This window comes from Hyphomicrobiales bacterium (assembly GCA_016710435.1).
Classification (GTDB): domain Bacteria; phylum Pseudomonadota; class Alphaproteobacteria; order Rhizobiales; family Aestuariivirgaceae; genus Aestuariivirga.
Window position 1 is genome coordinate 3163983 of the sequence record JADJVV010000001.1, and the last position, 20704, is coordinate 3184686.

General features: G+C 63.2%; 19 protein-coding genes and 1 tRNA gene. 9 read left to right on the forward strand and 11 right to left on the reverse strand.

The annotated features are described in order from the left end of the window. Window positions 1–364 precede the first annotated feature (364 nt). Window positions 365–2629: a hypothetical protein gene (locus tag IPM06_15435; protein MBK8771813.1), complete on the reverse strand. Its 2265-nt coding sequence runs from the start codon at window positions 2627–2629 to the stop codon at window positions 365–367. Window positions 2630–2839: 210 nt separating this feature from the next. Between IPM06_15435 and IPM06_15440 the strand changes: the two genes are divergently transcribed. From IPM06_15440 to IPM06_15465, 6 genes are all read left to right on the forward strand, one after another. Next, on the forward strand, window positions 2840–3529 hold the full coding sequence (locus tag IPM06_15440) for a polysaccharide export protein (protein MBK8771814.1): 690 nt from the start codon (window positions 2840–2842) through the stop codon (window positions 3527–3529). 14 nt (window positions 3530–3543) lie between these two features. Continuing rightward, window positions 3544–4626 (forward strand): glycosyltransferase family 4 protein, encoded by a 1083-nt coding sequence (locus IPM06_15445; GenBank protein ID MBK8771815.1) that lies wholly within the window; start codon window positions 3544–3546, stop codon window positions 4624–4626. Window positions 4627–4736: 110 nt separating this feature from the next. Continuing rightward, entirely contained in the window at window positions 4737–6254 is a 1518-nt protein-coding gene (locus IPM06_15450; protein ID MBK8771816.1) for an undecaprenyl-phosphate glucose phosphotransferase, read from the forward strand. Window positions 6255–6256: 2 nt separating this feature from the next. Continuing rightward, complete coding sequence (locus tag IPM06_15455; protein ID MBK8771817.1) at window positions 6257–7549, forward strand: hypothetical protein; 1293 nt, start codon at window positions 6257–6259, stop codon at window positions 7547–7549. Next, entirely contained in the window at window positions 7546–8892 is a 1347-nt protein-coding gene (locus tag IPM06_15460) for a lipopolysaccharide biosynthesis protein (protein MBK8771818.1), read from the forward strand. Before IPM06_15455 ends, IPM06_15460 begins: the two co-directional genes overlap by 4 nt. Beyond that, window positions 8893–9708 carry a glycosyltransferase gene (locus IPM06_15465; protein MBK8771819.1) on the forward strand — a complete coding sequence of 272 codons (816 nt, stop codon included), beginning with the start codon at window positions 8893–8895 and terminating at the stop codon, window positions 9706–9708. A gap of 18 nt (window positions 9709–9726) precedes the next feature. Here IPM06_15465 and IPM06_15470 read toward each other — a convergent pair. The 8 genes from IPM06_15470 to IPM06_15505 form a co-directional block, all read right to left on the reverse strand. Then, window positions 9727–9803, reverse strand: a tRNA-Pro gene (locus tag IPM06_15470). Between the two features lie 49 nt (window positions 9804–9852). Beyond that, complete coding sequence (locus tag IPM06_15475) at window positions 9853–11145, reverse strand: hypothetical protein (protein ID MBK8771820.1); 1293 nt, start codon at window positions 11143–11145, stop codon at window positions 9853–9855. A gap of 73 nt (window positions 11146–11218) precedes the next feature. Next, a complete protein-coding gene (locus tag IPM06_15480; protein ID MBK8771821.1) occupies window positions 11219–11731 on the reverse strand; it encodes a MerR family transcriptional regulator in 513 nt (170 codons plus the stop codon). Window positions 11732–11751: 20 nt separating this feature from the next. After that, complete coding sequence (locus IPM06_15485) at window positions 11752–12072, reverse strand: integration host factor subunit alpha (GenBank protein MBK8771822.1); 321 nt, start codon at window positions 12070–12072, stop codon at window positions 11752–11754. A 102-nt stretch (window positions 12073–12174) separates the two neighbouring features. Then, window positions 12175–13191: a ketoacyl-ACP synthase III gene (locus IPM06_15490; protein ID MBK8771823.1), complete on the reverse strand. Its 1017-nt coding sequence runs from the start codon at window positions 13189–13191 to the stop codon at window positions 12175–12177. Further along, window positions 13145–14203: a phosphate acyltransferase PlsX gene (gene plsX, locus IPM06_15495; GenBank protein ID MBK8771824.1), complete on the reverse strand. Its 1059-nt coding sequence runs from the start codon at window positions 14201–14203 to the stop codon at window positions 13145–13147. The genes IPM06_15490 and plsX overlap by 47 nt, the downstream gene beginning before the upstream one ends. A gap of 124 nt (window positions 14204–14327) precedes the next feature. Continuing rightward, on the reverse strand, window positions 14328–14831 hold the full coding sequence (locus IPM06_15500; protein ID MBK8771825.1) for a DUF177 domain-containing protein: 504 nt from the start codon (window positions 14829–14831) through the stop codon (window positions 14328–14330). Further along, window positions 14828–15337: a ubiquinol-cytochrome C chaperone gene (locus tag IPM06_15505; GenBank protein ID MBK8771826.1), complete on the reverse strand. Its 510-nt coding sequence runs from the start codon at window positions 15335–15337 to the stop codon at window positions 14828–14830. Before IPM06_15505 ends, IPM06_15500 begins: the two co-directional genes overlap by 4 nt. A 45-nt stretch (window positions 15338–15382) precedes the next feature. Here IPM06_15505 and IPM06_15510 point away from each other — a divergent pair, with 45 nt between their 5' ends. The 3 genes from IPM06_15510 to IPM06_15520 all read left to right on the forward strand — a co-directional run bounded on the left by IPM06_15510 (window position 15383) and on the right by IPM06_15520 (window position 17532). Next, window positions 15383–15877, forward strand: a complete 495-nt coding sequence (locus IPM06_15510) for an outer membrane protein assembly factor BamE (protein ID MBK8771827.1) — start codon at window positions 15383–15385, stop codon at window positions 15875–15877. A gap of 72 nt (window positions 15878–15949) precedes the next feature. Next, window positions 15950–17083: an amidohydrolase/deacetylase family metallohydrolase gene (locus IPM06_15515; GenBank protein ID MBK8771828.1), complete on the forward strand. Its 1134-nt coding sequence runs from the start codon at window positions 15950–15952 to the stop codon at window positions 17081–17083. 98 nt (window positions 17084–17181) lie between these two features. Next, the gene (locus IPM06_15520; protein MBK8771829.1) at window positions 17182–17532 is read left to right on the forward strand and encodes a hypothetical protein; all 351 of its coding nucleotides are present in this window, start codon (window positions 17182–17184) and stop codon (window positions 17530–17532) included. A gap of 10 nt (window positions 17533–17542) precedes the next feature. Here the strand turns inward: IPM06_15520 and IPM06_15525 are convergent, their stop codons facing one another. Together IPM06_15525 and IPM06_15530 are read right to left on the reverse strand one after the other, a co-directional pair. Continuing rightward, window positions 17543–18268: a porin family protein gene (locus IPM06_15525; GenBank protein ID MBK8771830.1), complete on the reverse strand. Its 726-nt coding sequence runs from the start codon at window positions 18266–18268 to the stop codon at window positions 17543–17545. 241 nt (window positions 18269–18509) lie between these two features. Then, window positions 18510–20609 carry a sodium-translocating pyrophosphatase gene (locus tag IPM06_15530; protein MBK8771831.1) on the reverse strand — a complete coding sequence of 700 codons (2100 nt, stop codon included), beginning with the start codon at window positions 20607–20609 and terminating at the stop codon, window positions 18510–18512. Between the last annotated feature and the right edge of the window lie 95 nt (window positions 20610–20704).

The window sequence follows — 20704 nt, forward strand, 5'->3', positions numbered from 1 at the left end:
GAACACGGCGAACGGGCGCAGCGATTGCGTCTTGCCTGCAATCCGCAGCAAGGCATCGTCCAATGACAGGAACTCATAGCCCGCCGCCTGCAACATGGTCAGCGCCGCATCGAGAAATTCCGGCGTCGAGGACAAGCCGCTGTTGGGCGAAAAGCCATCCGGCGCAGCAACTGCGGGCCGCACGGAATGCATGCAGAAGATCACACCCAGGCCCTGTGCCCAAGGGCGCAACGCAACAGCCGCACCGGTGCGGTGCAGAGCCTCGAAAGTCAAACGCAGAAGTGTCGTGGAAGCAGACATGCGGCGGGAAAAAGACCACACCCCCCGTAACGGATTCCTTAACGGACGGGTGCGGCAGTTACGATCAACTCGCCGCCTTCAGCGCGCCATCAGCAACATGAGTATCCAGCTTCACGAAATAGGCCTGCCGTATGCCCCGTGCCGACAAAGTCTTGGCGGCGGCCACGGCGTCCTTCTGCCGCTGAGCAGACGCAAGAAAGATCATCGCAGCCATCCCTTGCACCGCATCCGGCGTGGCAGCCGACGCTTCACCGGCATTGACGAGAATGACGTCATACACCTGCGCCAGCGAGGCCAGCACAGCAGGCATGCGCGCCGCCAGCGTTTGTGACGGCACGATGGCTCCCGGCATCCCCAGCCGCATCACCTGCACCGCACTCTTGTGATCGCGCACGATGACCTTGGCCACGTCGGCCTGCCCGGCCAGCAATTCGCAAAGCCCCTGCCCGTCCGTCAGCGCCATGAGGTCCTGCACGTTGGGGCGTGTCGGTGAAATATCCAGCAGCATGGTCTTCAGCTTGCGGGCAGAAAGGGCGCGCGCCAACGCCACGCTGGCAAAGGCCGTATCGAACGTGCCGCCGATGCTGGTGAGCGCATAGGACTTTGCAACACCTTTGCCCGCATTGTCGGCAATGGCAGCAGCCATGCGCTGAAGCGGTTCGGCCAGTTCCGGAACGGCATCGACATTGTCGAGCTGCACAAAGGCTTTGATCAACTGCGGCACGACGGGAAGCGAAGCCAGCAATTGAGGCACAGGTTCCGGCGCAGCCGCCTGCACCGGCGCCACTGTCATGGCGCGCCGCATGATTGCCGCGTCTGCCTCGTCAACAACGATATCCAGCGGCGGAATGGAAACATCCGCCCGGCCCTGCATCACATGCGCGACGGCAGGCATGGCACGTTCCGCCTGCGGACCGGCCACCGGTGTTGCTGCTTCGGCAACGCGGCCCGATTGCCGGATCACTTCAAAGAGAAACGCAAGCCCAAGGCCGGCCGTGAGACCCGCGAGAAGTGTCAGCATCAGTGTCGGGCCGACCTTCGGGAAGAACGGCACAGCGGCCACGCTCGCCGTCTGGATGATGCGTGCATAACCCGGTTGCAGGTTGAGGTCCTGCCGCGCGTTTGCATCGGCATAGCGCGCCAGCATGGTTTCAAGCAGCGCGGAATCCGCCGCGGCCTCACGCTCCAGCTCCTTCAGCTTCACATCGCTCTGAAGTGCACCGCCTTCACGCGACTTGAGTTGTTCCAGTCCCTTGCGCAGGCTTTCGGCTCGCGCCTCGGCCACCTTCGCCTGGCCTTGCAAGGAATCCACAACGCGAAGCGCTTCGCGGCGCAACTGCTTCTCAACCCCCAAAAGCTCGCGGCTTGCCGCAATCATCTTGGGATGGCTGGGAAGATACGTCGCGGACAATTCCGAAACCTTGCGCATCGCCGCAACCTGCTGCTCGCGCAAGCGCTGCACCACCGTGTTGTTGAGGACATCGGCGGAAGCATCGACAGAGCCGACGCTCTCCAGCATGGAGGAAATCTCGTCGGCCTTGGCACGGGCCTCGCTGCTTGCAGCCTCGGCCAGCGTGATCTGGGTGTTGAGTTCGGAAATCTCCTGCGTGCCCAGCGTTGATGTCTGGCCTTTCAGCAATCCCGCTTCTGCGCGGAATGTCTCCACGGCGGCTGCGGAGGCCGAGACCTTCTGGCGCAAGACGTCAATCTGCCCACCCAGCCAGTCACGGGCGCGCGCATTGGGGCCGGACTGGCTTTCGCGCGTTGACAAGACATAAGTCTCGGACAGCGCGTTCGCCACCGCCGCAGCCGTCTTGCCGTCAAGTGCAGCATAGCGGACGACAATCACGTTCGACAGCGGGATCTGATAGATCGACGCATTCTTGATCAGGTGCTCGACAGCGCGCTGCTCGCCGCTCATCAACCGCGGGTCAGTGCCGAAGCCCATGGCCAGCATTGTCTTTTTGACCTTGCCCACGCCCTTGCGCAGCGGATCAAACTCGCCCTGCCCTTCCAGTTGCAGCTGCTTCACAACACGTTGCGCCAGGTCTTCCGACTTCAGCACGGAAACCTGCGAGGTCACGAAGCGGTCGTCGATCTGGTCGCTGCGTTGTTCCTGCGTGTTGTTGGGGCGGTCGAACGGCGTCGAAAGGTTGGCCACGAGAATCTGCGACTCGCTTGCATATTGCGGCGCGTTGACTGCAAGGATGCCGAGGCCTGCGAGGCCACCAAGGCCGAGGCACGCGAGAATGAGAAGAGGCCGGCGCACCATGCCGCGCGCGATATCCGCGATGCTGAGGCTGGATGTTGGCGGAAGAGGCTGCTGCATGACGTCCCTGAAACGCAAACACGAATAAGACAAACGACTCGGAAGGCTGGCGCGCTCCGCAACCCTGACGTTTCGGACTTTATGGTTTCCATTCCATTAACGCGAACACCCTCGTGGGCTTAAGTCATTGTTCACCATGATTGCTTATGCCTTGCCCAATCATGCAGGCGGCATCCCTCCTGCGTGCAGTTAGTGTGAATGTGGTGTCCAATGCGTTTTCTCTCCTTGATCGTTGTGGCCGTGATGCTTCAGGCGTGCGCCAATACGTGGGAAACTGATGGACCCGCCTCGCCTCCCGGCGGCACTGGCATCACCGCAGAAGACCAGCTTGCTGAAGGCCCGGACGCCGTCGCCTCGATCACCAAACTGCCCGATCACAACAACGTCGGCGCGCTGCCCCCCTTTGCAACACAGGGACACGCCGCGGCTTATGAATTCGGCACAGGCTACCGTGTCGGCGCAGGAGACCGCCTGAGCATCCGCGTCGCCGGAGAAACGGACCTTACCGGCGAATATGTCGTCGATCCGTCCGGCGTCCTTTCCCTGCCCTATGTGCAGTCCGTTCCCGTTGCAGGCCTCACCAGTGGCGACATCGAGCAGCTCATCGTCCGCCGCCTCAAGGCCGGCTACCTCCGTGATCCCAAGGTCTCGGTGCAGCCCATCAATCTCCGTCCCTTCTACATCATGGGGGAAGTCACCACGGCAGGTTCCTTCCCTTATCAAGGTGGGCTGACCGTGCAGCAGGCCATCGCCACCGCTGGCGGCTACAGTCCGCGCGCCGACCAGGGTGCCGTCCTCATGACGCGGCGCACCGCCACTGGCACCAAGACCTACAAGGTGCCCGTGACCACCCAGGTCTATCCCGGCGACATCGTTTTCATCCGCGAACGCTGGTTCTGATCCGGAGCAGGCTGGTGCGCATTCTCCATGTCTTCCGCAGCCCCGTGGGTGGCCTGTTCCGTCACGTGCGCGACCTCGCACAGGGCCAGTCCGACCTCGGACATGACGTTGGCCTGTTCTGTGATTCCTCAACTGGCGGCGCAAATGCCGAACGCCAGCTTGCCGATTGCCGCGCCTTCTGCACCGGAGGCGTCGCCACACGGGCGATCTCTCGCCTGCCCGGCCCATCGGATGTGGCCGTCATGGCCGCCGTCCGGCGTCATGCAGCGGCGGGCACCTTCGACATCATCCACGGCCACGGCGCCAAGGGCGGCCTTCTCGCCCGGCTCGTGGGCCGCAAGCTGGGCATTCCCTCGGTCTATTCGCCCCATGGCGGAAGCCTGCACTATGCCTGGCGCAGCCCCGCCGGAGCAATCTTTCTCGGAACCGAGAAAATCCTCGCGCGGATGGGCAGCGGCTTTGTCTTCGTCTGCGACTATGAGAAGCAACTCTTTGCTGCGAAGGTTGGGCTCGCTGGCAAGCCCTCCGTGGTTGCGCACAACGGCCTGTGGCCTGCCGAGTTCCAGGCCGTCCGTCCCGCCGCCCATGCAACCGATCTCGTCTTCGTGGGCGAAGTCCGCCACCTCAAGGGCATCGACATGCTGCTCGCTGCCGTGCGCGAGATCGGCAACATCACCCTGACGGTTGTTGGCGATGGCCCGGAACTGGAAAACTTCACCAACCTTTCGAAATCCATGGGATTGTCGGAGCGCGTCGCTTTTGCGGGCCGCCTGCCCATTCGCCAGGCGCTGTCGCTGGGCCGTCTCATGCTGGTCCCATCCCGGAACGAGTCCTTCCCCTATGTCGTTCTGGAGACAGCGGCCGCCGCCGTGCCCATGATTGCCACAAATGTGGGTGGCATTCCGGAAGTGCTTCCCGGCGCCATGCTCTGCGAACCCAATGCCGCCGCCATCGCGGATGCCATTCGCAAGGTTCTCGCCAACCCGGCACTTGCCCGTCGGAAGGCGGAAGACCTTTCACAAGCCATGCACCAGCACTATTCGGTTGCCACCATGGCCGGCACCATCACGAATTTCTACGGAACCCTGGGCCGTTAACACTTGGTTCACCATGCTGGACAGGCGTGGTGAACGGATCTCGCGTCCGGCCTTGTGCTTGCTCCCCTTGCCCACTGACAGGCTTCTTGTCTCAAAGTGGTGCACGGCAAATGAAATTCGATCCCCGCCAAATCTTGTCGGCAAGTCCCGTTGATCTCTCCAAGCTGAAGGATCACGGCTTCCCTCCGGATGTTCCCGTGGAACTGGTGAACGCCAAGCCCTTCGTGGCGCCGCGCGTGGCGATCGCCCTCATTCGCCTGATCGAGGCAACGGCCATTCTCGCGGCCGCCGTGGCACAATTGGCGCTTTACCCGGGGCTGGAACTCGCCACGCCACCACTGTTCTATGCCGCCATCGTTGGCGCCATGACGTTGGGGTTTCCCATCACGTCGCAGATTGCGGGGCTCTACAAACTCGATGTCCTGCTCAATCCGTTGCGGACCTCCACCCGCATTGCCCTCGTCTGGGTCTGCCTCTTCGCCGCCGTGGCGCTGGGGGTGATTGCCATGAAGATGGGCCACAACCTGTCTCGCGCATGGTTTCTCGCCTGGGGCATCACCGGTCTGGGCTGGGTACTTATCATCCGTGTGGCCATTGCCGCCGTCGTCCGCCATCTCAACGCCCACGGCCAGCTCAACCGCCGCGCCGTCATTGTCGGCGGCGGCACGGATGCCGAGCAGGCAATTGCCGCCCTCCAGCATTCCCATGACACCGGCATCACGCTCGTCGGCATGTTCGACGACCGCAACGACGACCGCAGCCCCATGGAAACCCGCGGCCTCCGCAAGCTGGGCAGCATTGATGATCTCGTCGGCTTTGTACGCAACACCCGCGTCGATACGCTCATCGTCACGCTGCCCGTCACCGCCGAGTCGCGTCTCATGACCATCGTCTCGCGCCTGTGGATTCTCCCCGTGGACATTCACCTAAGCGCCCACGCCCAGCGCCTGCGCTACCGTCCCCGCGCCTATTCCTACATCGGCAACCTCGCCCTGCTGGACCTCTTCGACAAGCCTCTGGGCGATTGGGGGCCGTTGCTGAAGGCCGTGGAAGACCGTGTGATCGCGGGCCTCGCCCTGCTCCTGTTGTCGCCGCTCATGGCACTGGTGGCACTCGCCGTCCGCCTCGACAGCAAGGGACCGGTTCTGTTCAAGCAGAAGCGTTACGGCTTCAACAATGAACTGATCGAAGTCTACAAGTTCCGCTCCATGTACACCGACCAGGCGGATGTGGACGCCCGCAAGTTCGTCACCAAGGATGATCCGCGCGTCACCCGCGTCGGCCGCTTCATCCGCAAGACGACGATGGATGAATTGCCGCAACTCTTCAACGTGCTGAACGGCAGCCTCTCGCTCGTCGGCCCCCGCCCCCACGCCACCCGCGCCAGCGCAGCGGGAACCCTCTATGAAAACGCCGTGCAGGGCTACTTCGCCCGCCACAAGGTGAAGCCCGGCATGACCGGCTGGGCCCAGGTCAACGGCTGGCGCGGCGAAACCGACACGGAGGAGAAGATTTTGGCCCGCGTCGAGCACGACCTCCACTACATCGAAAACTGGTCGTTAACCTTCGATCTTTACATCTTGGCAAGAACTCCGCTGGCTTTGTTCAACACCAAGAACGCATATTGACCATGACCCTTGCCCCCACACCCACAGCCCCGGCCCTTTTTGGGCTCACGGCGGCAAAGGTGCGGGCCATTCTGGTCAGCATGGTGTTTATCACCTCGTTTTTCGTGAAGATGGAACCCGCCCCCAGCGACCTGTTCTTCATGCTGGCATTGGCCTTCTGCCTCACGGGCGGCCTGCGTTTTACGCCGGCCATCATGCCGCTGTTCCTCCTGCTCCTCACCTACAACGTCTCGGTCCTCATCAGTTACACGATGATCCCCTACGACATGCTGGATTCGAAGGCCTTCATCTTCGGCCTCGTCTACACCACCATGTCCGGCGTGTTCTTCGCCGCCTACATCAGCGAAGACCCGTTGGTGCGCTATCAGCAGATAGCGAAGGCGTACTGGGTGGGCGCCACCATCGGCGGATTCCTCGGTCTCGTCAGCTATTTCAAGGTCGAACCGCTCTACACCTACTTTCCTGATTTCGGTGGCCGTGCACTTGGCGGATACAAGGACCCCAACGTCTTCTCCACCTGGCTTGTGCTGCCCATGGTGACGATGCTGCAAGCCTTCATCCTCGGCACATTGCGCCTGCGCCCCATTGCCATCATCAGCTTCCTGATGATCTTCGCTTCGCTCTTCCTCGCCTTCTCGCGCGGCGCCTGGATCAACGGGCTGATGGCCTGCGCCATGACCATCGGCCTCACCTACCTCCTCTCGCCATCGCGGCAGCTTCGCGGCCGTATCGTCTTTTCTGCCGTCCTCGGCATTGCACTGCTCGCCGTCATCCTGGTCATACTCCTGTCCATCCCCGCCACGCGCGAACTCTTCCTCGACCGCTTCACACTGGTGAAGGATTACGACGCGGGCGAAACAGGCCGCTTCGGCAACCAGCTCAACTCCATTCCGAAGCTCATGCAACTGCCCTTTGGATTCGGGCCCTACCAGTTCGTGGCGATGTACAACCTCGCGCCGCACAACACCTTCCTCAACTCTTTTGCCTCGGGCGGATGGCTGGGCGGCTTTTCATTCATGCTGTTCGTGCTCTCCAGCATCGTCGTCGGCTTCCGCACGATCCTCGCTCGCACGCCATTCCAGGCCTACGCCATCCCCGTCTACAGCTGCTACATCGCAGTCACCTTCCAGGGCGTGCAGATCGATACCGAACACTGGCGCCACCTCTACTGGATGACGGGACTCGTCTGGGGCTTCTTCGCCGCGAGCCTTGCCTACGGCATCCGCCCGCCCAGTTTCGAAGAGATCGCCGCCGGCTGGAATCTCAAAGACATCAGGAGAGGCGCCGCACCATGACGCCGCTTCCCGCCGATCACGCACAAGGCCCCAGCCTCGCATCGCGCCTCTTCAGCAGCGGCGCGATTGCCCTGTTCATCAAGGTCGCCAGCGCCGGCACGAGTTATCTCATGCTGGTCGCCTTCGCCAACATGCTGCATGCCACGGAATACGGCTACTTCGGCTACAGCCTCAATCTCGCCGTGCTGCTTTCGGCGCTGTTCGGCCTTGGCCTTCCCACCCATGTCATGCGCTTCTGGCCTCTGCACATGGAGCGGCACGAGAGCGCCAAGGCGCGCGGCCTGGTGCGCTTCAGCCTGCGTACGCTCCTGGCCGCTGCGCTGCTGGTCACGGCGCTCGGCGCAGCTCTGAGCCTGCTCGGCGTGATGACCTCTACCCTGGGCTTCGCGGAAGCCTGGCTTCTCACCGCACTCCTCGCCGCGACCTTCTCCTTCGGTGATTATTTCTCGGGCGCGCTTCGCGCCCAGGGCAACACCATCTGGGCACTCGCGCCCCGCGACATCGGCTGGCGCATCCTCGCGCCACTCCTCGCCTTTGCGGTGTTGAAGACTTCTGGCGTCGCCGATGCCCGCACCGCGGTTTATGCCTGTCTGGCCATCATGCTGGTCGTCTGCGGAGCGCAACTCTACAAGCACATCAGCCTCAGCCGGCAATTGACCGGAACCGGCACGGCTGAGACTGACTGGAAGACATGGGCCCGCCCGCTGCTGCCTCTCTGGTTTTCCGGCGTCCTCTACGCCCTCATCCAGCAGTTCGACGTGATCGTTGTCGGCAGCACGCTGGGGGCCGAACAGGCCGGCGCCTATTTCGCGGCCCAGAAGACCGCCAGCCTCCTCGGCCTCGCCATGATCGCGGGCGGCATGGTGGCCGCACCCATGATGGCCGCCAGTTTCCATGCCGGGCGCATGGCGGAACTGCAACGCATCTGCCGCCTCCTTGCGTTGGCCATCGCCGTGACAACGCTGGCCGGACTGGGCTTCCTCGCCCTCTTCGGCAACATGCTGCTGGCGATCTTCGATCCGGCCTACGTCGAAGCCTACGGTGTCCTGATCATCCTCGGCCTCGGCTTCACCGTGGATGCCATCGCCGGTCCCTCAGCCTATCTGATGCAGATGACGAAACTCGAATGGACCTATCTCCGCGTCATGGCGGTGGTCTATGCCCTCGTCATTGCCCTGCAACTCGTTTTCGTGCCGCGCTACGGCATGATCGCGGCGGCAGCGGCCAGCGCCCTTGGCATCGCCATCTGGAATCTCCTCGCCATCCATCTCCTGCGCCGGGAAATCGGAATCGACCCTTCGGTCTTTTCGCTCCTCCGCCGCAGCCCCCTTTCGGATCACTGAATGACCATGACCGCTCCTGATATCGCCGTGCTCATGCCGGTGTACAATCCCGCAGCAGAACTCGTGATGACCCTCGACAGCATCCGCCGCCAGACCGTGCCGTGCCGTCTCTATCTCGTCGACGATGGCAGCAAGACGAAACCCGACTACCACGCCCTCCTGAAGGGCATCGACTATCGCCTCATCGAACTGCCCCAGAATGCCGGCATCACGGGCGCGCTGAACGCGGGCCTCGCAGAGATCCTGAAGGGTGACTACGCCTTTGTCGCCCGTGTCGATAACGGCGACATCAACATGGACGACCGCTTCGCCATCCAGAAGGCCTACCTGCAATCACATCCGGACATCGCCGTCATCAGCAGCCATGTGCGCTACGAATACGAAGTGACTGGCCTGAAGATCGACGTGCTCAATCCTGAAACGCCGGAAGGCTGCGCCCGGCGCCTGCGTTACAACGCGCCGCTCACTCACGCCTCCATCATGTTCCGCATGGATTTCCTGCGCGCATTCAAGGCCTATTCCACGGCCTATCCGGCAGCCGAAGACTACGCCATGGAGTTCTGGGCCAATGCCAACGGTTATCGCATGGGCAACGTGCCGCAACTTCTCTACCGCACCATCGAGATGACGGAATCCATTTCCGGCGGTTCGCGCAAGCGTCAGTTGAACAGCCGCCTGCGCCTGCAATGGGACTATGCCGACTGGACCAGCATCCACACCTGGCTTGGCCTCGCGCGCACCGTGGCACTGATGGTGATGCCCATCGGCGCCCTGCGGCGGATCAAGTCCGCGTTGCGCGGCGTCATGGGAAAATAACTGGCGGGGAAGGATGAATGGTCGGAGCGACTGGATTCGAACCAGCGACCCCTAACCCCCCAGATTAGTGCGCTACCGGACTGCGCTACGCTCCGACTTGGGCCAGCGTGTACCGTGCAGCCCGTTCCTTGTCCACCTTGAAATTCAGGCGTTCCGGGCCAGCCACAGGAGGTCTGCCCGGCGCCCGCACAGCATCTGGGCCTGCAATGCCAGGAACAGCATCCACGCCAGTTCCGCCGCAATGACGGCATAGCCGATGCCCAGCAGCCCCGCTGATGGCACCAGCACGAAAGCCGCGCCGCACAGCACCAGCAGCGCCACGAAACACGGCCACGCCGTGCGCACCTGATAGCCGCCGATCGCCAGCAGGTTCTGGTTCATGCCCCCCAGCGCCCGGATCGATTGCCCCACGAGGAACAGTGTCAGCAGTGCCGCGCCCTTTTCATAGTGCTCGCCGAACACCGACAGCACCCAGCGCCCCAGCAGCAACGCGGCCACAAGCCCGGCAAGCGCCATTACCACGGTCAGGCTGTTGGTCCGCCACAGCATGCCGTTGGCACGCCCAGTCTCGCGCCGCGCCAGGGACTCGGTGAAGTCCGGCAACGTGAACAGTTGCGCCGCCTGCAATACGAATCCCGCGATGGCAGCAAGACGCACCGTCACGCCCACAACGGCGGCATCATCGGGAGCGAACAGGAAACCGGCCAGCAGCATCACCACGTCGGCAAAGGCAAAGGACACGATGCTCACCAGCAGCAGGGCAATGCTGCGCGGCCGCAAGGCACGCGCGTAGAGCGGACGATAGGCCGTCCAGTGCGAAGGCTTCAGCGCCTCTCCCTGCATGAGCGCCGCCTGCCCCAGTGCCACGCCCCACACATAAGCGGCGAACGCGCCCAGCACGAGCTCCACATTGTGGCAAAGCCCGGCCACCAGAAAGACGAAGATCGTTCCGAGGAACAGCATCGGCCGCACGATGAAATCCGGCACATAGGACAGCGGAAACCAGCGCAGGCTGTTCGCCACCATGGCATTGTAACGCATGTACCCCGACATCGGCGCAGCAACGAGGCCGACGGCAAGCGCAACGGCGACATCATCAGAGAGCAGGCGAAGGGCCCAGACAACGCCTAACCCAATCGCCAGCACGAGAAACAACAGCACCATGTTGCGCAACACGAAACCATGAAAGGCTGCAATCGCCCGCCGCTCGCCACGGGCCAGCAGCTTCGGCATTTGCGTACTTGCGAGTTGCGTCTCCCCGCCGTTCATCAGCAGCGACATGAAGGCAGCACCACTCATGGCGATGAACACCTGCGTCACATGCGGCGGTGACAGCGCCCGCACCAGCACCAGCTGCGTCAGCAGGCCGAGCCCCGCGCCCAGGAAGCGCGCGCCCACATAGCCCGCCAGTACGGCAATCATGCGTTTGAACGTCATGTCACGCGCATTCGCTGTACCGGGCCATCATGCGCCGCCCGCGCCATGCAGCAGAGGCCGGAGCGGCTGAACATCAGCGCGTGGTCGGATCCAGCAGTTTGCGCGCGTCGGTGAGGTCGCGCAGCGCGGCCTTCAGCGTATCGGTCTGCCCGCCCGTGAGCTTGTGCACGATCTTCGGTGCCTCGCCGATGGGACGCGCCATCGGAGCCCGCCCCGGAGCCGGTGCCGTTCCCTTGACGATGCGGGGAGCCGCCTTCGCCATGCCCGGCGGCGGAGCCTTCTCCGCCAGCAGTTCGGGCTTCCGCGCCTTCGCTTCGCCCCGTCCAATGGCCACGATCACCGCCGCGCCATCGTCCTTGAAAATCTTCTGCACGCCGCGAATGGTGTAGCCTTCACCGTACAGCAGCACGCGGATGCCGCGTACGAGGTCGACGTCAGCCGGACGGTAATAACGGCGCCCGCCGGCGCGCTTCATCGGCTTGATCTGCGTGAATCGTGTTTCCCAGAAGCGCAGCACATGTTGCGGGACGTTCAATTCATCCGCCACCTCGCTGATGGTGCGGAATGCGTCAGGTGATTTTTCCACGGAGTTGTTCCTTGCCGTCGTCAGCTGTCGGTGTCGTCAGTGCCGGGTTCGTGCCCGTTGATGATGTTCTTCATCACCTGGCTGGGGCGAAACACCAGCACACGCCGCGGTGTGATCGGCACTTCCTCGCCCGTCTTGGGATTGCGGCCCATGCGCTCGCGCTTCGAACGCACGAGGAAGGTACCGAAAGATGAGAGCTTCACGGAGGTGCCGTTGACCAACGCCTGCGAGACGAATTCGAGCACGTCGTTGACCATCTCGGCAGATTCGGCGCGTGACAGGCCGATGTCCCGGTGAACGGTTTCCGCCAGATCGGCCCGCGTCAGAGTCTTGTTGCCCATGCGCTTCCTCCCTCAGGTTCTGGCAAGTTAGAGCGCTTTGCCAGCCCGGTCAATTGCCGAGCGAATGATTGAGGCCACTTCTCAAAGACTTAGGTGGAAAACTTAAAGCCGGGCCAGGACCGCACCCCAGGTGAACCCCCCACCCATGGCCTCCATCAGCACAAGGTCGCCCTTCCTGATTCGCCCATCTTTCACCGCCACATCGAAGGCGAGGGGGATCGAGGCCGCCGATGTATTGCCGTGGCGGTCCAGCGTAAGGACGATTTTGTCCTCCGAGATGCCGAGCTTTCGCGCCGTCCCCTCAAGGATGCGCCGGTTCGCCTGGTGCGGCACAAACCAGTCGATGGCGGAGGCCGGCAGCTTTGCGTCGTTCAGCACTTCCTGCATCACCGAGGCAATGTTCACCACCGCGTGCTTGAACACTTCCTTGCCCTCCATGCGAAGGTGCCCCACGGTCTTCGTGGTGGAAGGTCCGCCGTCCACATAGAGCTTGTCGTTGTAGCGTCCGTCTGAATGAAGCTTGCAGGCGAGAATGCCACGGTCGCCCGGGTTTTCTTCCGCCGTGAGAACGAATGCACCCGCACCATCACCGAACAGCACGCAGGTGCCGCGGTCCGTCCAGTCGAGAATGCGCGAGAAGGTTTCGGAGCCGATCACCAGCGCGGCTTTCCCTTGCGCCGCCTTCAGCAGCGCATCCGCCGTCGTCAACGCATAGACAAAGCCGGAGCATACCGCCTGTACGTCAAAGGCCATGCCGTGGTGAATGCCGAGATCCGCCTGCACGGATGTTGCCGTGGCTGGAAAGGTCTGGTCCGGCGTCGATGTGGCAACGATCACCAGGTCAATTTCATCCGCCGCCATGCCGGCAGCGGCCAGGGCATCCTTCGCAGCGGCAACGGCCAGCGTCCGTGTCGTCTCGCCCTCGCCCGCGATATGGCGCGCATGGATTCCCGTACGCTCCACGATCCACTCGTGGGAGGTATCCACCACCTTGCTCATGTCATCGTTGGTCATGACGCGCTTGGGCAGGGCCGAGCCGACGCCACGGATCACACTACGCACGCATTCTCTCCTATTCCGCTGCCGTGGCGGCCGCCGCTGCGGGCGTGAGGAGCGCATTCACCTGCGCCACGTCCTCTGCGATCTTCGCCACCAGGCCGTTCGATACCATGTTGATGGCCACATCCACGGCCGTGGCAAAACCGATTGCATCTGTTCCCCCGTGGCTCTTCACCACGATGCCGTTGAGCCCGAGGAACACGCCGCCATTGTGCTTGCGCGGGTCAAGGCGGTCGCGGAAAGCGCGGAACGCGCCGGAGGCCAGGAGCGCGCCGAGCTTGGCCATCAACGTCCGCGTCAGCGCGGTGCGCAGGAAGCTGCTGATCTGCTTGGCCGTGCCTTCGGCCGCCTTCAGCGCCACGTTGCCCGTGAAGCCCTCCGTCACCACCACGTCAACCGTGCCCTTGCCGATGTCATCGCCTTCGACATAACCGTGATAGTGCAGCGGCAACTGCAATTCACGCAGCAAGCGGCCAGCTTCCTTCACAGCCTCGTTGCCCTTGATCTCTTCGACGCCGATATTGAGCAAGCCCACCGTCGGCTGCTGCACACCAAACAGGCAGCGCGCCATGGCCTCGCCCATCACCGCGAATTCGAGAAGCTGCCGCGCATCGGCACCGACCGTGGCACCAACGTCGAGCACCACGCTCTGCCCGCGCATGGTGGGCCAGACTGCTGCGATGGCCGGGCGCTCGATGCCCTCCACCGTGCGCAGGATGAACCGCGCCATGGCCATCAGCGCACCCGTATTGCCGGCGGAAACAGCGGCAGCCGCCTCGCCCTTGCGCACGGCGTCAATCGCCTGCCACATGCTGCTCTTGCCGCGGCCGCGGCGCAGCGCCTGGCTCGGCTTGTCGTCCATGGCCACGGCCACATCCGTATGGCGGATCGTCGCGACCTTATGCAGCTTGGGATATTGCGCCAGCACCGGTGCTATGCGCGCCTCGTCGCCGAACAGCAGGAAGGAAAAGCCGGGCCGCCGCTCGGCCGCAAGCGCCGCCCCCGGGATCACCATCTCAGGCCCCTGGTCACCGCCCATGGCATCCAGGGATATCGTCAGCTTGTCGGCCATTCACTCTCGCACGAATCATCCGGCCGGGGGTGGCCCAGCCGCGGCTGACCAAAATAGAGGCTTGCCCGTCTGAAACAACCATGAAATTTCCTGGCCCGGATCAAGCACCTGGGCCTCCGGCGCCTCAGGCGTCACCGTTCTTTTTCAAGATGGCAAAGGGCGAGATCTTGGCGGTGGGCCGTTCCTCCGCCGCATCGGGCCCGGACTGGAACGACTCGCCAGGTTTGCGCGGATAGGGGTCGAGTTCGATCCCCAGCGTCTCCGCCACCACTTCGCCGATGTCGATGATCCCGTCGCTGATCGCATCGATCTCTTCATCACTCTCGGCATTCACATGCGGCAGGAAATAGCGCTCCACGTCGAACGTCACCTCGCTGCGGAACTCTTCGAGACTGACGACGGAGACTTGCGTGATGTCGGCCTTCACCTCGCCCTTCACCTTGAATCCACCACCGCGCCACGGCTTCATATGCAGCTTCGCGCGCACGGCATGGACGGCAGGCAGTTGCAGCCGCGCGGCCAGCGCCACGCATTCCTTGGCATCTGCCGTGATGGATTCCGTGCTGCCCTGCGGGCCCACCCGCGCAACTTCGATGGGGCGTGAGAATTCCGGCACCTGCGGCATCATGGAAATGTCACCTCTCCGGCCATCAACCGGGCCGTATCCTGTTGTTGCAATGCCGACCGCGCCGCACCGACCCATTCCACCAGGGCGGACACATCCTGTTGGGGCGATTCCGGAAACAGGTTGCGGCGGAGCGCATCGCCAAGGCCTTCGCCTTTCGCCAGCGCCGCATCATAGGCCCGCACCCGCCCATAGAAGGACTCCGCCATCTTGCGCACCTTCTTGCCGACGGAAATATCGCCCACCCCCATCTCCCGCAGCGAGCGGTCCATGTCGAGGAAGAAGCCGTCGGTCAGGCGCTGGCGGAAATCCTCCCCCGCTGCGCCCTCGCCCTTCAACCTGTCCAGCACCAGGAACAGGTGCAGCGAAATCATGTCGAAGCGCCCCTGCACGGTGTCCGGAACATCCCAGGTTTCGTAGAAGACCACCCGCCGCGCCGCGGCCACAATCGCTTCGTACAAGGCCCGCGCGGTGTCGGGCTTCCGGGCAAACAGGCGCGTCAGGAACATGTGCTTGTCCCGGTCAGGTGTTTCGGGCAAGAGGTCGGGAAAACAGTGACGAATACGGACATGCAGGATTCTTCGGGCAAGGTTTCGCGGCGCTCCTTCATATGGCTGGGCACGGCTGCGGCTGCAAGCCTTCTTGCCGCCTGCCAACCCATGGTGAACCGCCGTGGTTACTATGCCAAGCCCGGTGCCCTCAATCAGGTGAAGCAGGGCATGGCCAAGTCCGAGGTTGAAGCCATCATGGGTTCGCCCTCCACCACCGCCAGCGTCAACCTGCAGGGCGACAGCTACTACTACATCTCCAGCACCACCTCGCAGCGCTCCTTCCTTGATCCGCAGGAACAGAACCGCGAAGTCATCGCCATCCGCTTCGACCGTGGCGACCAGGTGACCAACGTCGCGCAATACGGCCTTGAAGATGGCCGCGTCATCAACATGCTGGACCGCAAGACGCCCGTGATCGGACAGGAATTCAGCCTGATCCAGGAATTGCTGAGCGGCAAGGGCGGCCCCGTGGGCAGCGTCATCCGCAACGCCCTCTGACCGCAACGCCAATCGCATCCCGTTGACGCGCCCGCGCGCCTTTGCCAGCCTGTGCGGCAAAGGGAACGCACCATGGACCTCATTCTGACCGGCGGCCGCGTCATCGACCCGTCGCAACATCTCGATGCCATCGTTGAAGTTGGGTTTGCCGGAGGAAAGGTTGCCGCCGTGGCAAAGTCCATCGCCCGCGCGCCCGCAACCACGGTGAAGGATGTGAGCGGCCTCATCGTGACACCCGGCCTCATCGACATGCACACCCACGTCTATTGGGGCGGCACATCCCTTGGCATCGACGCCGAAGATTTCTGCCGCCGCTCCGGCGTGACAACATCCGTCGATACGGGTTCCGCCGGCCCCGGCAACTTCGCCGGATTCCGCACCCACGTCATTGAGAAGTCGGCTGTCCGCATCCTGCCCTATCTCCACATTTCGCACGCCGGCATCTATGGCCTCGACTACGGTCTGGAGGTCGGCGAAAGCGAAAACCTCCGCCTCATGAACCCGGCCGCCGCAATCGACGTCGTGGAAGCCAACCGCGATCTCATCGTCGGCATGAAGGTTCGCGTGGGCCGCTACTCCTCCGGCGACCAGGGCGTGGCGCCGCTTGACATTGCGCTTCAGGTTGCCGCCCACACGGGCGTTCCCCTGATGGCGCACATCGACGAACCGCCGCCCTCCTATGATGACGTGGTCAGCCGTCTCCGCCCCGGCGACGTGCTCACCCATTGCTTCCGTCCTTTCCCCAATGTGCCCTTCACCGGACAAGGCAAGATCAAGTCCTGCGTGGAAGCCGCCCGCAAGCGCGGCGTGCTGTTCGACGTGGGGCACGGCATGGGCTCGTTTGCCTTCAAGAGCGCGCGCGTCATGCTGGCCAACGGCTTCCAGCCTGACACCATCTCGTCCGACATTCACAAGCTATGCATCAATGGGCCCACCTTCGACCAGGTGACGACTCTGTCCAAGTTCCTCTGCCTCGGCATGAGCCTGAACGATGTCATCGCCGCCTCCACCTGCAACGCCGCCTTCGCGCTGAAGCGTCTCGAACTGGGTTCCCTCAAGCCCGGCTCCGTGGGCGACGCCACGCTCCTCTCCCTCGATGAAGGCGAATTCGACTACACCGACACGGTAGGCGAACATCTCCCGGGCGACCGCAAGCTCACCAGCCGTGGCGTCGTGCTCGGCGGCAAGTGGTGGCATCCCGCCTGATCCGCCTGATCATTCGACAACCTGCCGTTCACGCCCGGTTCAGCCCCCACGCCGCAAGGTGTCAGGCAAGTTCACGCTTTGCCATTGAAGGAGCTTCCATGTTCAAACGCACCCTGCTCGCCGGACTCGCAGTCCTCATCGCAACGCCCGCCCTCGCCTCCGCGTTCTGGGGTGGCACGGTCGTGCATGTGTCGTCCAACGACGTGCTCTACCAGCGCAAATGGCCCGCGTCCTATTCGCAGGTGCTCTACACCTACGACAACGGCGACAACATCTCGCTCACCGGACGCTGCAAGAACACCGTCACCAACGCCTCCTTCCGCGTCGACGCCGGCGGTTCCGCCAACTGGAAATACAGCAGGATGAGCAAGCCCAACGTCTGGTGCCAGGTCATGTCACCAAACGGCAGGCTGGGTTGGGTGCGCGGCAAGTACGTCTGGCCTCAGTGAGGCGTGAGGTTCACAGCTTCATGTTGGCACCGACACGCAGGATGTTGACGCTGTTCTCGAAGCTGTAGTCTTCTGCATTGGCGCTCTGTCCGCTCAGGTCGCCAAAATCCATGTGCATGAACTCGGCCTTGAGAGACCACGTCTCGTCCATGGCGTATTCGACGCCGACCCCAAGTGCCAATCCGAGCCGCAAGCCACTTTCCGCCGCGGTCTCTCCGGCCGTATTGCCGATCGATGTATCATCGATGCTGGCGAAGGCGAGGCCGGCCGTGGCATAGGCCATCAGGTCATCGGAGAACAAATAACCGGCGCGGCCCCGCATCGTGCCCCACAGGGGGCCCATGTCGGTGCTCCACACATGCCCGTCGAACACTGTGGTGGCGCCCTGGCTCACATTCATGATGCCGAGATCGCTTTCGACACCCGCAACCCAGTTATTGGCAACCTGCCAGTTGTAGCCCACGCTCAGCGCCGCGGCCCCGCCAGCGGGATCAAGCGACGCCGTGCCGTGATCACCGGCGCGATTGTAGGTCTGGGTCGATGTCCCCCAGCCGCCCCCCAGGCTCGCGCCCACATACAATCCCTGCCAGACAAATGCCGCCGGCGCCGACGCCGGCACAATCGGCATGCCCGGACCATCATCCTTCAATACACGGTTGACGTTTTCCGCACAGGCGCCGCCCGCAACACCCACACACACAGCCGCTGCCACGGCCATCACGCTCACAGACTTCATATCGGCATACCCTCGACTCAAGATTGAGCCGTCCCACCGCCGTCAACCTTTCTTCGTGTCAAAATGGGACACCCGCACGACGCGAATGGGGCAATCACGGTGCACAATTGGGGCGATTGCAAGAAGATGTAATTTCTCCGCGAACACATGCTGAAAAAGAAAAACCGGAGCAGTTGCCTGCTCCGGCCTTCCAGCGTCTTGGTGTGGCTCGCCGCAACGCGGCGAACGAAGTGGCGGCCTCTTAGTGCCCCGCCAACACCGCCAACAGCAGCAGTGCCACGATGTTGGTGATCTTGATCATCGGGTTCACGGCAGGGCCTGCGGTGTCCTTGTAGGGGTCGCCGACGGTGTCGCCGGTGACAGAGGCCTTATGGGCGTCCGAGCCCTTCAGGTGCTTCACGCCCTTGCTATCCATGAAGCCGTCTTCAAACGACTTCTTGGCGTTGTCCCAGGCACCGCCGCCCGCCGTCATGGAGATGGCGACGAAGAGACCCGTGACGATCACGCCCATGAGCATGGCGCCCACGGCAGCGAAGGCCTGCGCCTGTCCGGCAATGGCATTGATCACGAAGTACACCACGATCGGCGAGAGCACCGGCAGCAGCGACGGGATGATCATTTCCTTGATGGCGGCCTTGGTCAAAAGGTCAACCGCGCGGGCGTAGTCGGGCTTCGACGTGCCCTTCATGATGCCGGGGTTTTCCTTGAACTGGCGACGCACTTCCACGACGACTGCCTGGGCCGCGCGGCCCACGGCCGTCATCGACATGCCACCGAACAGATACGGCAGCAGGCCACCGAACAGGAGGCCGACCACGACGTAAGGCGACGACAGGTCGAAGGACACCGGAACGCCCGGGAAGAACGTCTTGAGGTCCTGCGTGTAGGCGGCGAAGAGCACCAGCGCACCCAGACCGGCGGACGCAATGGCATAGCCCTTGGTCACGGCCTTGGTGGTGTTGCCAACAGCGTCGAGCGCGTCAGTGTTGTGGCGCACTTCCTTCGGGAGCCCTGCCATTTCGGCAATGCCGCCCGCGTTGTCCGTCACCGGACCAAAGGCGTCGAGGGCCACGATCATGCCGGCAAGGGCCAGCATCGTCGTCACGGCCACCGCGATGCCGAAGAGGCCTGCGAGGTTGAAGGTCACCAGGATGCCGGCGACGATGATCAGCGCCGGAATCGCGGTCGCTTCCATCGAAACGGCGAGACCCTGAATGACGTTGGTGCCGTGGCCGGTGATCGAGGCTTCGGCAATCGAGTTCACCGGGCGCTTGTTGGTGCCGGTGTAGTACTCGGTGATCCAGATGATCGCCGCCGTGATCACCAGACCCGCGATGCCGCAATAGAACAGCGACATCGGCGTGAAGCCGCCGAGATCAACTGACATGCTGCCGAAGGTGTAGGAAATCACCGGATAGAGCGCCACGAGCGAAAGCACGCCCGTCGCCAGCACGCCCTTGTACAGCGCGCCCATGATGTTGTTGGAGGAACCGAGCTTCACGAAATACGTGCCGATGATCGAGGTGATCACGCACGCACCGCCGATGGCGAGCGGCAGGATCATGCCGGCAAGTTTCATTTCTGCAGGAAGCGCGATGGCCGCGAGAACCATGGTGGCGACGGTCGTCACCACGTAGGTTTCGAAAAGGTCGGCGGCCATGCCGGCGCAGTCGCCCACGTTGTCACCGACGTTGTCGGCGATCGTTGCGGGGTTGCGCGGATCGTCCTCGGGAATGCCCGCTTCGACCTTGCCCACCATGTCGCCGCCCACGTCGGCACCCTTGGTGAAGATGCCGCCGCCGAGACGCGCGAAGATGGAGATGAGCGAGGCGCCGAAGGAGAGCGCCACGAGCGCGTCGATGACCGGGCGCGACGTCGGGTCAAGCCCCAGCGAACCGGTGAGGAAGCCGAAGTACAGCACAACGCCGAGAAGGCCGAGGCCCGCCACGAGCAGGCCCGTGATGGCGCCCGCCTTGAAGGCGAGGTCGAGGCCACCGGCCAGGCTCTTGGTCGCCGCCTGTGCCACGCGTACGTTGGAGCGCACCGACACGTTCATGCCGATGAAGCCCGCCGCACCCGACAGGATGGCGCCGATGGCAAAGCCCAGCGCCGCAAATTTGCCGAGCAGCAGCCAGGCGATGACGAAGATCACCACGCCGACGATGCCGATGGTGGTGTATTGGCGCTTGAGATAGGCCGACGCGCCCTCGCGGACGGCGGCGGAAATTTCCTGCATGCGGGCGCTGCCGGCGTCGGCCTTCATCAGACCCGAATAGGTGATGAAGCCGTAAACGACGGACAGCAGGCCTGCCAGGACGATCAGCCAAAGTGCTGTGTTCATGGGAGGGAATCCTTAAAGGTTGAGTTGCCCCCGCCCGACCGTTGGCCGCAGCGCCGGAACAGTCATCGGCGCATACGCTTCCCTGCCAAAGGGCT

Coding starts and splice junctions, on each gene's coding strand:
- IPM06_15515 (MBK8771828.1), top strand. CDS start 15,950: ATGGACCTCATTCTGACCGGCGGCCGCGTCATCGACCCGTCGCAACAT.
- IPM06_15530 (MBK8771831.1), bottom strand. CDS start 20,609: ATGAACACAGCACTTTGGCTGATCGTCCTGGCAGGCCTGCTGTCCGTC.
- IPM06_15520 (MBK8771829.1), top strand. CDS start 17,182: ATGTTCAAACGCACCCTGCTCGCCGGACTCGCAGTCCTCATCGCAACG.
- IPM06_15435 (MBK8771813.1), bottom strand. CDS start 2,629: ATGCAGCAGCCTCTTCCGCCAACATCCAGCCTCAGCATCGCGGATATC.
- IPM06_15455 (MBK8771817.1), top strand. CDS start 6,257: ATGACCCTTGCCCCCACACCCACAGCCCCGGCCCTTTTTGGGCTCACG.
- IPM06_15485 (MBK8771822.1), bottom strand. CDS start 12,072: ATGGGCAACAAGACTCTGACGCGGGCCGATCTGGCGGAAACCGTTCAC.
- IPM06_15500 (MBK8771825.1), bottom strand. CDS start 14,831: ATGATGCCGCAGGTGCCGGAATTCTCACGCCCCATCGAAGTTGCGCGG.
- IPM06_15475 (MBK8771820.1), bottom strand. CDS start 11,145: ATGACGTTCAAACGCATGATTGCCGTACTGGCGGGCTATGTGGGCGCG.
- IPM06_15525 (MBK8771830.1), bottom strand. CDS start 18,268: ATGAAGTCTGTGAGCGTGATGGCCGTGGCAGCGGCTGTGTGTGTGGGT.
- IPM06_15460 (MBK8771818.1), top strand. CDS start 7,546: ATGACGCCGCTTCCCGCCGATCACGCACAAGGCCCCAGCCTCGCATCG.
- plsX (MBK8771824.1), bottom strand. CDS start 14,203: ATGGCCGACAAGCTGACGATATCCCTGGATGCCATGGGCGGTGACCAG.
- IPM06_15490 (MBK8771823.1), bottom strand. CDS start 13,191: ATGCGCTCCTCACGCCCGCAGCGGCGGCCGCCACGGCAGCGGAATAGG.
- IPM06_15450 (MBK8771816.1), top strand. CDS start 4,737: ATGAAATTCGATCCCCGCCAAATCTTGTCGGCAAGTCCCGTTGATCTC.
- IPM06_15440 (MBK8771814.1), top strand. CDS start 2,840: ATGCGTTTTCTCTCCTTGATCGTTGTGGCCGTGATGCTTCAGGCGTGC.
- IPM06_15505 (MBK8771826.1), bottom strand. CDS start 15,337: ATGTTCCTGACGCGCCTGTTTGCCCGGAAGCCCGACACCGCGCGGGCC.
- IPM06_15465 (MBK8771819.1), top strand. CDS start 8,893: ATGACCATGACCGCTCCTGATATCGCCGTGCTCATGCCGGTGTACAAT.